This window comes from Rathayibacter sp. AY1B5 (genome assembly GCF_002932795.1).
Lineage (GTDB): Bacteria > Actinomycetota > Actinomycetes > Actinomycetales > Microbacteriaceae > Rathayibacter.
This window is the reverse complement of the sequence record NZ_PSWM01000025.1, coordinates 14,000-25,755: the sequence shown is the minus strand read 5'-3', so window position 1 is coordinate 25,755 and position 11,756 is coordinate 14,000. Positions and strand designations below refer to the sequence as shown.

Sequence of the window (11,756 nt, the reverse complement as noted above, 5' to 3'; positions counted from 1 at the left end):
AGGAGCACGGGGCCTGCTCTCGCAGACCCCGCGGGCTCAGACCGCGATGCCGACCACCACGGGCTCGGGGTGCAGCAGCACGCCGAACTCCGCCAGGACGCGCCCCTGGACGTACCGAGCGAGCTCGGCGACCTGCTCGGCCGTCGCTCCTCCGCGGTTGGTCAGGGCGAGGGTGTGCTTGCTCGACACGGCGGCCCGCGAGCCGGGCAGGGCGAACCCGCGCGAGACGCCGGCGTGCTCGATCAGCCACGCGGCACTGAGCTTCACCAGACCGTCGGCGCGGGGAGGCACGGGAAGCCCGACGGGCGCTCCGGCCTCGACCGCGGCGAGCGGAGTGATGACGGGCGCCTCCGCCGTCGGCTCGACCGGCCAGCGCGGCGCCTCGGGCGGCAGGGAGTCGGCGAACGCACTCGTGACGAGCGGGTTGGTGAAGAAGGAGCCGGCGCTCGCGGTGTCGGGGTCCTCCGGATCGAGGACCATGCCCTTGCCCGCGCGGAGCGCCAGGACGGTCTCGCGCACCCGCGCGAGCGGCACGCGGTCGCCGAGAGCGACTCCGAGCGCCGACGCCAGCTGGCCGTAGGCGACGGGAGTGCCGTCGCCCTCGGCGCCGACCTCCTCGAGCGCGAACTCGACGGCCAGCACCGCGCCGCGGCGGCCCTGCTTGATCACGGAGGTGCGGTAGGCGAACTGCAGCTCCTCCGCCGTCAGCCGGACGGGCTCGCGGGCGCCCTCGTCGAGGAAGTCCACCGCGACCAGCGTGTCCGAGAGCTCCTGGCCGTAGGCGCCGATGTTCTGCACCGGAGACGCTCCGACGGTGCCGGGGATGCCGCTGAGGGCCTCGAGGCCCGCCCAGCCGCGCTTCACGGTCGTCTCGACGAGGCCGTCCCAGGACTCGCCCGCCTGCACCCGCAGGAGCACGCGCCCCGGCTCGTCGGCGGGGAGCCGCTCGACGCCGGTGGTGCGCACGCGCACGACCGTGCCCTCGACCCCGTCGTCGCCCACGAGGAGGTTGGAGCCGCCGCCGAGCAGCAGCCACGGCTCGTCGTCCGACCACAGGCCGACGAGCGTCTCGACCAGCTCCGCCTCGGTGGCGGGCTCGACGAGTCGCTCGGCGGGTCCGCCGACGCGGAGGGTGGTCAGGGCGGAGAGCCGCGGCGCGGAGGTCACGCGAGTCGGACCCGGGCCTGGGCCTTGCCGAGGACGGACTGGCCCTCGACCGAGACGGCGAGGTCGACACGGACCCAGCCCTCCTCGGCGTTCACGGCGCCGACCTTGGCGACCACGTCGATCGCGGCGCCGTCGCGCGGGTCCACGACGACGGGGCGGGTGAAGCGCACCTGGTAGTCGACCACGCGTCCGGGGTCGCCGACCCAGTCGACGACGACCTGCACCGCCGTGCCCATCGTGAGCATGCCGTGCGCGAGCACGCCGGGCAGGCCCACCTCGGCGGCGACGTCGTCGCGGTAGTGGATGGGGTTGAAGTCGCCCGAGGCGCCCGCGTAGCGCACCAGGGTGCCGCGGTCGATCGGGAAGCTGCTCTCGGCGACGACCTGGCCGACGCTCAGCTCGTCGAGGGCGGGCAGTGCAGTGCTCATTCGTCTCCCCTGACCACGAGGGTCGAGATCGCGGTGACGACGTGCTCGCCGCTCGCGTCGACCATGCGGGACTCGGTGGTGACCATCGAGTGGGCGCCGAGCTTCTTGATGGCGGCGACCGAGAGTGTCGCGGTCAGCTCGTCGCCGGCGACGACCGGACGGGACAGCACGAAGCGCTGGTCGCCGTGCACGACGCGGCTGAAGTCGATCCCGCCGTCGGGCTCGGCGAGCAGCTGCTGGAGCGTGAACTCCTGCACGACGACGGCGAAGGTGGGCGGAGCGACGAGGTCGGGGTGCCCGGCGGCGCGGGCGGCTTCGACGTCGTGGTGCAGGGGGGAGGTCGCGGAGACGGCGCGGGCGAACTCGCGCACCTTCTCGCGCCCCACCTGGTAGGGCTCCGTGGGCGCGAAGACGCGCCCGACGAGTTCGGGGTTCACTGGCACCCGGCCATACTAGGCGCTGCCGCCAGCGGGCCCTCGGGGCTCCGGAGGCCCCGCCGGTGGCCACCCGGGTATGACCACCGCGAATTTCCCATCCCTGTATGGCTGACCCGCGGCCGAACTTCTCCGAAGCTGGCGGGCATGTCGACACCCACTCCCGAGCGCGACTGGGCGACCTACGCCCGCGAGCTCGGCACCAACATGCACCGGGCCCGCATCGCCAAGGGCGCCAGCCAGGAGCGGATCGCCCACGCGGCGGGGCTCGCGGGCTACACCTACCAGAAGTTCGAGAAGGGCGAGTCGAAGCCCGGCTCGCCCGCGAACCCCACGCTGCACACCCTCCTCGCGCTCTGCGAGGCGCTCGAGATCGAGCTGACGGACCTCCTCCCGCCCGACCCGCCGCGCACCTCACGAGGCGCCGAGTAGCCGCAGCACCGCGCCGGCCAGCCGCGACCCCGAGCTGAGATCGAGGTCGACCTCGCCGAGCCCGTCGGCCTCCAGGCGGAGCCTGTCCTCCCCCGACTCCCCCGGGCGGCACAGGGAGACGTGCACCGTCGCACCCGCGGCCCCGTCTCCGCCCGCCCAGAGCACCACCGGGAGCGAGCTCGCCGCGGAGCGGTGCAGACGCTCCCCCGCCGCGACCAGCTCGTCGTGCTCGCCCGCGCACCAGCGCGGGCACCCCTCGTCGTTCCTGCCGTCCATCCGGTCCTCCACGTTCCGCACCCCTCGGTCGAGGAGACCAGCCCACCAGGCGGTACCGACACCGAGGGCCCGGCGCGCCCCGATCCCGACCGGGGTGTGGACAGGAGACGGTCGTCCGCCCGTTGTGGAGGAGCGAGGACCAGAGTCCCATACCCAGATGGTGCCACCAGGGGTCCGGCGCGAAGCACCGGCGCGGTGTCAGCGGTGGACGATCAGCCAGGTCGCGATCGCCGTGGTCGAGCCCGTGTTGACCATGCGGTGCGGCCGCTCGCACGGGAACGTGATGGCGTCGCCCGGCCCCAGGACGACCGTCTCGTCCTCGAACTCCACCGTCAGCTCCCCGAGCGTCACCGTCCCCATCTCGAACCCGTCGTGGCGGAGCAGCTGCCGGTGCGCCGTCGAGGTCGAGCCCGGCGGGTAGGTCGACTCGAAGAAGTCGACGGCGTCCAGCGGACGCGGCGCCAGCCGGCGGAACAGCACTCCGCCCTCGAGCGCCACGGGCGCCGACTCGCGCGCCCGGACGACCGCGGTCTCGACCGGCGCCGACGCGCCCTGGTCGAACACGGCGGACAGCGGGACCCCCAGCGCGTCCACGAGCGCGATCAGCCGGCCGACCGAGGGCTGCATCGCTCCGCGCTCGATCTGCGAGACGGCGCTCACGGAGATGCCGAGCCGTCCGGCGAGAGCCTTCAGTGACAGGCCCGCCGAGAGCCGCAGCTCCCGCAGCCGGGCACCGAGTCCGGCCCCGTCCGCGATCGCGCGGGCGGCCGCCTCGTCGGGCGCGATGTCGTCGGAGGGCATCGCCCGTCCCCTCTCGCGGATCGTCACACAGCCGTAACGGAGCCGAAACGAGCGGCGGCCTCCCGACTCGTAGCGTGGCCCGCGTGAAGTGATCACTTCACTCGGAACGCTCCCCGCGACGCCCCGCCTCCTCGGCCGGTCGCCCCGACCACCCTGACACATCCGCTCCGTGCCGCTCCGCGCACGACCGCCCGAGAGGTGGATCCACCCATGTCCGACCGCGTCACCGCACCCCGAGTCACCGCTCCCCCCGTCGATCCGGATCCCGCCGCCGCGGCGAGCGCCGGCTACGACGACCGCCTCTCCAACGAGGACCTCGCCCCGCTCCGGAAGCAGCGCTGGTCGAGCTACAACATCTTCGCGTTCTGGATGTCGGACGTGCACAGCGTCGGCGGGTACGTGACCGCGGGCTCGCTCTTCGCGCTGGGCCTGGCCGGCTGGCAGGTGCTCGTCGCCCTGGTGGTGGGGATCGTGATCGTGCAGGTCTTCTGCAACCTGGTCGCCAAGCCCAGCCAGGTCACCGGCGTGCCCTACCCCGTCATCAACCGCGCGATCTTCGGCGTCCGCGGCGCGAACATCCCCGCGATCATCCGCGGACTGATCGCGATCGCCTGGTACGGCGTGCAGACCTACCTGGCGGCGCAGTCGCTGAACATCGTCTTCCTCAAGTTCTTCCCGGGCATGGCCGCCCTGAACACGCCCGAGGCGTCGTTCCTCGGACTCTCGGCTCTGGGCTACCTCTCCTACGCGATCCTCTGGGTCGCGCAGGCCGCGCTGTTCTGGCGGGGGATGGAGTCGATCCGCCGCTTCATCGACTGGGCGGGACCGGCGGTCTACGTGGTGATGCTCGTGCTCGCCGTCTACCTGGTGTCGCAGGCGGGCTGGGAGAACATCTCGCTCACCCTCGGCTCCGGCGAGCCGCTCGACCTCGCCGCCGCGGTGCCGGTGATGATCTCGGCCGTCGCCCTGGTCGTCTCCTACTTCTCGGGCCCGATGCTCAACTTCGGCGACTTCTCGCGGTACGCCCGCAGCTACGGCGCCGTGAAGCGCGGCAACCTGCTCGGCCTCCCGATCAACTTCCTCTTCTTCTCCCTCCTCACCGTGATCACCGCGTCGGCGACCGTGCCGGTCTTCGGCGAGCTGATCACCGACCCGATCGAGACCGTCGAGCGGATCGACACCTGGTTCGCCGTGCTCCTCGGCGGGCTCACCTTCGTCATCGCGACGATCGGCATCAACATCGTCGCCAACTTCATCTCCCCCGCGTTCGACTTCTCGAACGTCAACCCGAAGAAGATCAGCTGGCGGATGGGCGGCATGATCGCCGCCGTCGGCTCGGTGCTGCTCACTCCGTGGAACTGGTACTCGAACGACACCGCCATCCACTACACGCTCGGCATCCTCGGCGCGCTGATCGGACCGCTGTTCGGCGTCCTCATCGCGGGCTACTACCTGATCAGCCGCCAGCGCGTCTGGGTCGACGACCTCTACACGATGAGCGAGAAGGGCCGCTACTGGTTCTCGCGCGGCTTCAACCCCAACGCCGTCTGGGCGACCGTGATCGGCGGAGTGCCCTCCGTGGCCTCGGTGCTCGTGCCGCGCTGGATCGCGGAGGCGGGAGGCGCGGAGTTCACCTGGCTCGGCGACTACAGCTGGTTCCTCGGCTGCGGGCTCGGGTTCGTCGCGATGGCCGTGCTCGAGCGGCGCGCGCCGCGGATCGGGCGCCTCGACGAGGACCTCGAGAACGTCAGCGACGGCTCGACCGTCTGAACGATCGGAACGGAGGAGGGATCCGCACCGTCCGCTCCGCACCGCGCGGACCGGCGGCCGGGCGGGTCCCTCCCCCCTCCCGGCACCCGAACCGAGGAACCGCCATGCGCATCACCGTCGTCAACCCGAACACCAGCACCGCGATGACCGCGGCGATCGGCCGGGCCGCCCGCTCCGTCGCCTCGCTCGGCACCGAGATCACGGCCGTCACCCCGCCGATGGGTCCGGCGTCGATCGAGAGCCACTACGACGAGGCGCTCGCCGTCCCCGGCGTCCTGCACGAGATCGCCCGGGCGGAGGCGGTCGGCAGCGACGGCGCGGTCATCGCGTGCTTCGGCGACCCGGGCGTCGACGCCGCGCGCGAGATCGCGAGCGGCCCGGTCGTGGGGATCGCCGAGGCGGCCATGCACATGGCCGCGCTCGTCGGCCGGGGCTTCAGCGTCGTCACCACGCTCTCGCGCACCAGCGGCCGCGCCTGGGACATCGCCCGCCGTGCCGGGTTCGGCGACGCCTGCCGTCAGGTGCGCGCCTGCGACATCCCGGTGCTCGAGCTCGACGACCCCCGCTCCGGCGCCCGTCGCGCGATCCTGGCGGAGTGCGCCGAGGCGCTGGCCGTCGACGGATCGGACTCGATCGTGCTGGGCTGTGCCGGGATGGCGGACCTGTGCCGCGACCTCTCGCGGGAGCTGGGAGTGCCCGTGATCGACGGAGTCGCCTCAGCGGTGCGCCTGGTGGAGGGGCTCGTCGCGATGGGCGTCAGCACCTCGCGGCGCGACGAGTACGCGGCGCCGCGGACGAAGGCGATGGCGGGACTGCTCGCTCCGTTCGAGCGGGTGTGAGGCTCCGCGCCGGTCCGTGCGGTCGGGCGTCCTGCCGGACCACCGCTCCGGGCCCACCTGCGAGGATCAGGGGATGAGCGTCCTCCGCGATCTCGGCCTCGGTGCCCGGCTCTTCCTCCGCGGCTTCCGCACCTGGGTCCGCTCGCCGCGGGCGATGCTCCTCGGCGCGATCCCGCCCCTGATCGTCGGCCTGGTCTTCGTCGGCGTGCTGGTCCTGGTGCTCACGCGGGTGCAGGACGCGGTGACCGCGCTCACCCCGTTCGCCGACGGCTGGGACGAGGGCACGGCCTCCACCGTCCGCCTGGTGCTCTCGATCGCGGTGGTCGGCGCCGTGCTCGCCCTCGGGGTGGTCCTCTTCGCCGCGGTGACCCTGCTCGTCGGCGACCCCTTCTACGAGCGGATCTGGCGGCGGGTCGAGGACGACCTCGGCGGCGTGCCCGACGAGCGCGAGAGCACCTTCTGGCAGGGGGTCGGCCGCGGGCTCCGCGACTCCGCCGTGCTGGTCGCCACCTCCCTCGGGATCGGCGTGGTCCTGGTGCTGCTGGGCCTGGTGCCGCTGGTCGGCTCGATCGTCGGGCTCGTCGCGGGCGCTCTGGTCGGCGGGAGGGCCCTCGCGCTCGAGCTCACCGGGTTCGCGGGCGACGCCCGCGGCCTCTCCCTCCGCGACCGGCGGCGCCTCCTCGGCGAGCACCGCGCGGTCTCCCTCGGCTTCGGCATCGCCGTCTACCTCGCGTTCCTCATCCCCGGGGGCGCCGTCGTCGCCACCCCCGCTGCGACGGCCGGCGCGACCCTCCTGCTCCGGACCCTGCGGGGCGAGCCGACCGAGCGTCCGGCCGCCTGACACCGCTTGGCCGCCGCCCGGCTCTCCCCTAGACTCGCCGCGTGCGCACGTCGATCCGAAGCCCCTGGTGGCCCGCCTCCTAGGCGGACCGACGCGCAGACCCCTCGCACGCGACCGCCTCCTCCGGGCGGTCGTTCTGCATGTCAGGGCCCGGGTGGGGCACGACCCGATTCAAGGACCACGATGACCTCGCTCCTCTCCCGTATCCTCGCCTCCGACGGGACGCTGCCGTTCGCGGTGGTCCTCCGCCAGGGCCGCGACGCCGTCGACGTGTTCACGGGCGACGTGCTCGACGTCGAGGGCCTGGCCGACATCCCGCTCGACGGCGACGACGTGCTGACGCTGGTGCCCTACCGGCAGGTGCGCGAGCGCGGCTTCGCGGCGAAGGACGACGGAGCCCCGCTGCGCAACCTCGTGGTGCGCGAGCGCGAGAGCGTCCCGCTGGCGGAGGTGCTGCGGCTGCTGCCCGAGCGGGAGATCCCGGTGGAGGAGCGCGGCTTCGACGTGCCGGACGACGAGTACGCCGACATCGTCCGCCGGGTGATCGAGGACGAGATCGGGCGCGGTGAGGGCGCCAACTTCGTCATCAACCGCGCGTTCGTCGCGCAGACCGACGCGCCGCCCGTCGAGGCGGTCCTGGCCTGGTTCCGCCGCCTGCTCACCGACGAGTCCGGCGCGTACTGGACCTTCGCTATCCACACGCCCGGCGTCGGCGGCGCGCAGACGGTCACCGCCGTCGGCGCGACGCCCGAGCGCCACGTCTCGGTGCGCGACGGCGTCGCCATGATGAACCCGATCAGCGGCACCTTCCGCCACCCCGCGGCCGGGCCCACCGGGGAGGAGGTGCTCGCGTTCCTCGCCGACGTCAAGGAGAGCGAGGAGCTCTTCATGGTGGTGGACGAGGAGATGAAGATGATGAGCGCGGTCTGCCCGGACGGCGGCCGCATCCTCGGCCCGTTCCTCAAGCAGATGTCGCGGCTCAGCCACACCGAGTACCTGCTCGAGGGCCGCACCGGACTCGACGTGCGCGAGGTCCTGCGGCTGACGATGTTCGCGCCCACGGTCACCGGCTCGCCGATGGAGAACGCGTGCGCTGTGATCGCCGAGTACGAGAAGGAGCCGCGCGGCTACTACTCCGGCGTTCTCGCCCTCTTCGAGCCGGAGGAGCACGGCTACACGGTCGACGCCCCCATCCTCATCCGCACCGCCTACCTCCGCGCGGACGGCCGCCTCACCGTGCCGGCGGGCGCGACCCTCGTCCGCCACTCCACTCCCGAGGGCGAGGTCGCCGAGACGCGCGCGAAGGCGTCGGGCGTCCTCTCCGCCCTGGGCCTCCTGCCGCACCGCGACGTGCCCCCGGCCATCGATCTGAACGCGCAGCCGGGCGTGCAGGAGGCGCTCGAGGCGCGCAACGAGCGGCTCGCCTCGTTCTGGCTCCGACCTCAGGCGCCCGAGCACATCGCCGGCCTCGCCGGGCACACCGCGCTGATCGTCGACAACGAGGACCAGTTCACGACGATGCTCGCCCACCAGCTGCGCCATCTCGGGATGGACGCCCGGGTCGAGCGCTGGTCCGAGGTCGCCGACGTGCTGAGCGACGACCTCGTCGTCTTCGGTCCCGGCCCGGGCGACCCCCGCGACGCCTCCGAGCCGCGCATCGCGCACCTGCGCGCGCTGATGACCGCGCGCCTCGAGGCGGAGCGGCCGATGCTCGCCGTCTGCCTCAGCCACCAGATGCTGTCGCTGCTGGCGGGCCTCCCGGTCGAGCCGCTGCCCGCGCCCCGCCAGGGCGTGCGCCTGGCGGTGGACGTGTTCGGCGAGGACGCGGCCATCGGCTTCTACAACACCTTCTCCTCCGTCGCCCCCGGCGTCGCGCGCACGCCCCGGCTGGGGCTCGAGGTCTCGGTCGACCCGGAGACGGGAGTGGTCAACGCCCTGCGGGGCGAGCACGTCGCGTCGGTGCAGGGGCACCTGGAGTCGGTGCTCTCCTCCGACGGTCTGCGCACCCTGGAGCGGCTGGTCCGCACCGCGACCGCCCAGCCCGCCCGCGCATGAACGGCCTGCGGCTGATCGCGTCGCCCGCCTACCCGGCCGAGCTGCAGGAGGCCGTGGCCGCCGCCGTGCGCGCGGCGGCCGAGGCGGCGCGCGGCTGGTACGGGCGCGGCGACAAGGTCGCGGCGGACGAGGCGTCGGTCGCGGCGATGCGCGCCGTGCTCGCCGACGCTCCGTTCGACGGCGTCGTCGTGATCGGCGAGGGCGAGAAGGACGAGGCCCCGATGCTCGCGAACGGCGAGCGCCTCGGCCGCGCCTCCGCTCCCTCCTGCGACGTGGCGGTCGATCCGCTCGACGGCACCCGGCTCACGGCGGAGGGGCTCCCCGGCTCGGTGAGCGTGATCGCGCTCGCCCCGCGCGGCACGCTGTTCGACCCGCGCGACGTGTTCTACATGGACAAGCTGGTCTGCTCCGGACCGGGCCGGGGCGCCGTCTCGCTCGATCTCCCTCCGGCCGAGAACGCCGCACGGCTGGCGGCGGCGCTCGGGAAGCCCGTCGCGGAGCTGGTCGTCGTCGTGCTCGACAAGCCGCGCCACGCCGGGCTGATCGCGGCTCTGCGCGGAGCCGGAGTCGCGCTCGAGCTGCGCGGCGAGGGCGACGTGTCGGTTGCGATCGAGGCGGCCGACCCCGCGGGCCGGGTCGACCTCGTCCTCGGCATCGGCGGCACCCCGGAGGGAGTGGTCGCCGCGTGCGCCGTCCGCGCCCTCGGCGGCGTCATGGAGGGGCGCCTCGCCCCGCAGACCTCGGCCGAGCGCGCGAACGCGCTGGCCGCGGGGCACGACCTCGACCGGCTGCTGACCCTCCACGACCTGGTCTCCTCCGACGACGTGCTCTTCGCGGGCTGCGCGGTCTGACCGCTGCCCGCCGGCCGGGCCCGCCCCAGCGCCCGAGCCGGGACGAGGGGTGACGGATGTCACGCCCCATCGGTGACAGAGGACCGGGGCACTCGGGCGGGCGCCTCGGCAGGCTGAGGACATGACCTCGACCGACCTCGCCGTGCAGGCGACCGCCCTCACCAAGAGCTTCGGCTCCGTCGCTGCTGTGGCCGGGGTGGACCTCACCGTCCGCCCCGGCGAGATCGTCGCCTTCCTCGGCCCCAACGGCGCGGGCAAGACCACCACCCTCGACATGCTCCTGGGCCTCTCGGCCCCGGACACCGGCGAGGTGACGGTGTTCGGGCGCCCGCCGCGCACGGCCGTCGCGCACGGACTCGTCTCGGCCGTCCTGCAGACCGGCGGCCTGCTCAAGGACCTCAGCGTCCACGAGACCCTGGAGCTGACCGCGAGCCTCTTCGCGGACACCCGGCCGATCGACGAGGTGCTGGAGCGCGCCGGAATCGCCGAGCTCGCCTCCCGCCGCGTGGGGCTGTGCTCCGGCGGCCAGCAGCAGCGGCTCCGGTTCGCGATGGCGCTGCTGCCGGATCCCGGCCTGCTCCTGCTCGACGAGCCGACGACGGGCATGGACGTCGAGGGGCGCCGCGCGTTCTGGCACGCCATCCGCACCGACGCGGCGCGCGGGCGCACCGTGCTCTTCGCGACGCACTACCTCGAGGAGGCGGACGAGTACGCCGACCGCATCGTCCTGATGAGCCGCGGCCGGATCGTCGCCGACGGGACGACGAGCAGCATCAAGAACCTCGTCTCCGGCCGGATCGTGCACGCGACCCTCCCCGGCGCCGACCTCGCCGCCCTGGCCGCCCTTCCCCGGGTCTCCAGCGTCGAGGCGCAGGGCGACCGGATCGCCGTGCACACCGACGACTCCGACGCTCTCGCCCGGCACCTGCTCACCCGCACCGAAGCCTGCGACGTCGAGATCACCGCCCAGAACCTCGAGAGCGTCTTCCTCGCCCTCACCTCCGAAGGAGCGTCCGCATGACCGCCACGACCCCCGCCGCCGACCGCGTCCGCCTCGACCGCCGCTCGCCGGCGCTGGGAGGCTTCACCACGACCTACCTGCGCATCGAGATCCTGCGGCGGCTGCGGAACCGCCGGACGCTCTTCTTCACCCTCCTCTTCCCGGTGCTGATGTTCTTCATCGTCGGCTATCCGCTCCGCGACGAGCCGCTGACCGCGACCCCGATCGCGGCGGGCGGCGTCTCGGTCGCCGCGTTCATCATGGTGTCGATGGCGATGTACGGGGCGATGATGTCCGCCACGCAGACCGGGGCGGCCGTCGCCGTCGAGCGCGCGCAGGGCTGGAGCCGGCAGCTGCGGCTCACCCCGCTGAACCCCGTGGTCAACGTGCTGATCAAGATGATCGCCGGGATGGTGCTGGGCCTGCTCGCCGTCGTCGCCACCTTCGCGGTCGGCGCCGCCAGCGGCATCGAGCTCTCGGCGGTGCAGTGGGTCGCGACCGGACTGACCGGCTGGCTGCTCGCGAGCGCCGTCTTCACGACGCTCGGCCTCATGGTCGGCTACATGGTGCCGGGCGAGAACGCGGCGCAGATCACGAGCCTGGTCATCGTGGTCCTCGCGTTCCTCGGCGGCCTCTTCTACCCGGTGAGCAGCATGCCCGGATTCATGCAGAGCATCGCCGCCCTGACCCCGGTCTACGGGATCAGCGAGCTCGCGCGGGCGCCGCTCACCGGCGAGGGGTTCGACCTGGGCGCCCTGGTCGACGCACTCGTCTGGCTCGGTCTGCTCCTGGGCGGCACGGTGTTCTTCTTCCGCCGCGACACGAAGCGGGTATGAGGGATGCGCGGCGCGGGCCGCCTCGG

General features: G+C 73.4%; 13 protein-coding genes. 8 read left to right on the top strand and 5 right to left on the bottom strand.

Going from position 1 to position 11,756, the window contains the following annotated elements; translation table 11 throughout:
* Positions 1 to 36: 36 nt before the first annotated feature.
* From C5D44_RS14210 to C5D44_RS14200, 3 genes are read right to left on the bottom strand one after another with little or no spacing between them, the layout of a single operon-like run.
* The gene (locus C5D44_RS14210) at positions 37 to 1,167 is read right to left on the bottom strand and encodes a UDP-N-acetylmuramate dehydrogenase (RefSeq protein ID WP_104282044.1); all 1,131 of its coding nucleotides are present in this window, start codon (positions 1,165 to 1,167) and stop codon (positions 37 to 39) included.
* The gene (locus C5D44_RS14205; protein WP_104282043.1) at positions 1,164 to 1,595 is read right to left on the bottom strand and encodes a MaoC/PaaZ C-terminal domain-containing protein; all 432 of its coding nucleotides are present in this window, start codon (positions 1,593 to 1,595) and stop codon (positions 1,164 to 1,166) included. Before C5D44_RS14205 ends, C5D44_RS14210 begins: the two co-directional genes overlap by 4 nt.
* Complete coding sequence (locus tag C5D44_RS14200) at positions 1,592 to 2,038, bottom strand: MaoC family dehydratase N-terminal domain-containing protein (RefSeq protein ID WP_104227045.1); 447 nt, start codon at positions 2,036 to 2,038, stop codon at positions 1,592 to 1,594. The genes C5D44_RS14205 and C5D44_RS14200 overlap by 4 nt, the downstream gene beginning before the upstream one ends.
* 138 nt (positions 2,039 to 2,176) lie before the next feature.
* Here C5D44_RS14200 and C5D44_RS14195 point away from each other — a divergent pair, with 138 nt between their 5' ends.
* On the top strand, positions 2,177 to 2,461 hold the full coding sequence (locus C5D44_RS14195) for a helix-turn-helix domain-containing protein (protein ID WP_104223625.1): 285 nt from the start codon (positions 2,177 to 2,179) through the stop codon (positions 2,459 to 2,461).
* Here C5D44_RS14195 and C5D44_RS14190 read toward each other — a convergent pair.
* Together C5D44_RS14190 and C5D44_RS14185 are read right to left on the bottom strand one after the other, a co-directional pair.
* A complete protein-coding gene (locus C5D44_RS14190) occupies positions 2,444 to 2,737 on the bottom strand; it encodes a DUF6907 domain-containing protein (RefSeq protein WP_104277363.1) in 294 nt (97 codons plus the stop codon). The genes C5D44_RS14195 and C5D44_RS14190 overlap by 18 nt on opposite strands.
* A 198-nt stretch (positions 2,738 to 2,935) precedes the next feature.
* Positions 2,936 to 3,538, bottom strand: a complete 603-nt coding sequence (locus tag C5D44_RS14185) for a helix-turn-helix domain-containing protein (protein ID WP_104277362.1) — start codon at positions 3,536 to 3,538, stop codon at positions 2,936 to 2,938.
* Positions 3,539 to 3,748: 210 nt separating this feature from the next.
* Here C5D44_RS14185 and C5D44_RS14180 point away from each other — a divergent pair, with 210 nt between their 5' ends.
* The 7 genes from C5D44_RS14180 to C5D44_RS14150 all read left to right on the top strand — a co-directional run bounded on the left by C5D44_RS14180 (position 3,749) and on the right by C5D44_RS14150 (position 11,730).
* Positions 3,749 to 5,308, top strand: coding sequence for an NCS1 family nucleobase:cation symporter-1 (locus tag C5D44_RS14180; RefSeq protein ID WP_104277361.1), 1,560 nt, complete (start codon positions 3,749 to 3,751; stop codon positions 5,306 to 5,308).
* Between the two features lie 104 nt (positions 5,309 to 5,412).
* Positions 5,413 to 6,147 (top strand): aspartate/glutamate racemase family protein, encoded by a 735-nt coding sequence (locus C5D44_RS14175; protein WP_104277360.1) that lies wholly within the window; start codon positions 5,413 to 5,415, stop codon positions 6,145 to 6,147.
* A gap of 73 nt (positions 6,148 to 6,220) precedes the next feature.
* Positions 6,221 to 6,988: an EI24 domain-containing protein gene (locus C5D44_RS14170; protein WP_104277359.1), complete on the top strand. Its 768-nt coding sequence runs from the start codon at positions 6,221 to 6,223 to the stop codon at positions 6,986 to 6,988.
* 183 nt (positions 6,989 to 7,171) lie between these two features.
* The gene (locus tag C5D44_RS14165) at positions 7,172 to 9,043 is read left to right on the top strand and encodes an anthranilate synthase family protein (protein ID WP_104282042.1); all 1,872 of its coding nucleotides are present in this window, start codon (positions 7,172 to 7,174) and stop codon (positions 9,041 to 9,043) included.
* Positions 9,040 to 9,894: a fructose-bisphosphatase class II family protein gene (locus tag C5D44_RS14160; protein WP_104282041.1), complete on the top strand. Its 855-nt coding sequence runs from the start codon at positions 9,040 to 9,042 to the stop codon at positions 9,892 to 9,894. The genes C5D44_RS14165 and C5D44_RS14160 overlap by 4 nt, the downstream gene beginning before the upstream one ends.
* 121 nt (positions 9,895 to 10,015) lie before the next feature.
* Entirely contained in the window at positions 10,016 to 10,915 is a 900-nt protein-coding gene (locus C5D44_RS14155) for an ABC transporter ATP-binding protein (protein ID WP_104282040.1), read from the top strand.
* Positions 10,912 to 11,730 (top strand): ABC transporter permease, encoded by an 819-nt coding sequence (locus tag C5D44_RS14150; RefSeq protein ID WP_104282039.1) that lies wholly within the window; start codon positions 10,912 to 10,914, stop codon positions 11,728 to 11,730. The genes C5D44_RS14155 and C5D44_RS14150 overlap by 4 nt, the downstream gene beginning before the upstream one ends.
* The last annotated feature ends 26 nt before the right edge of the window (positions 11,731 to 11,756 follow it).

Bases quoted from the DNA above. Each gene is read 5' to 3' on its own strand.
- C5D44_RS14205 (WP_104282043.1), bottom strand. From the start codon at position 1,595: ATGAGCACTGCACTGCCCGCCCTCGACGAGCTGAGCGTCGGCCAGGTC.
- C5D44_RS14195 (WP_104223625.1), top strand. From the start codon at position 2,177: ATGTCGACACCCACTCCCGAGCGCGACTGGGCGACCTACGCCCGCGAG.
- C5D44_RS14190 (WP_104277363.1), bottom strand. From the start codon at position 2,737: ATGGACGGCAGGAACGACGAGGGGTGCCCGCGCTGGTGCGCGGGCGAG.
- C5D44_RS14185 (WP_104277362.1), bottom strand. From the start codon at position 3,538: ATGCCCTCCGACGACATCGCGCCCGACGAGGCGGCCGCCCGCGCGATC.
- C5D44_RS14180 (WP_104277361.1), top strand. From the start codon at position 3,749: ATGTCCGACCGCGTCACCGCACCCCGAGTCACCGCTCCCCCCGTCGAT.
- C5D44_RS14175 (WP_104277360.1), top strand. From the start codon at position 5,413: ATGCGCATCACCGTCGTCAACCCGAACACCAGCACCGCGATGACCGCG.
- C5D44_RS14170 (WP_104277359.1), top strand. From the start codon at position 6,221: ATGAGCGTCCTCCGCGATCTCGGCCTCGGTGCCCGGCTCTTCCTCCGC.
- C5D44_RS14165 (WP_104282042.1), top strand. From the start codon at position 7,172: ATGACCTCGCTCCTCTCCCGTATCCTCGCCTCCGACGGGACGCTGCCG.
- C5D44_RS14160 (WP_104282041.1), top strand. From the start codon at position 9,040: ATGAACGGCCTGCGGCTGATCGCGTCGCCCGCCTACCCGGCCGAGCTG.
- C5D44_RS14155 (WP_104282040.1), top strand. From the start codon at position 10,016: ATGACCTCGACCGACCTCGCCGTGCAGGCGACCGCCCTCACCAAGAGC.
- C5D44_RS14150 (WP_104282039.1), top strand. From the start codon at position 10,912: ATGACCGCCACGACCCCCGCCGCCGACCGCGTCCGCCTCGACCGCCGC.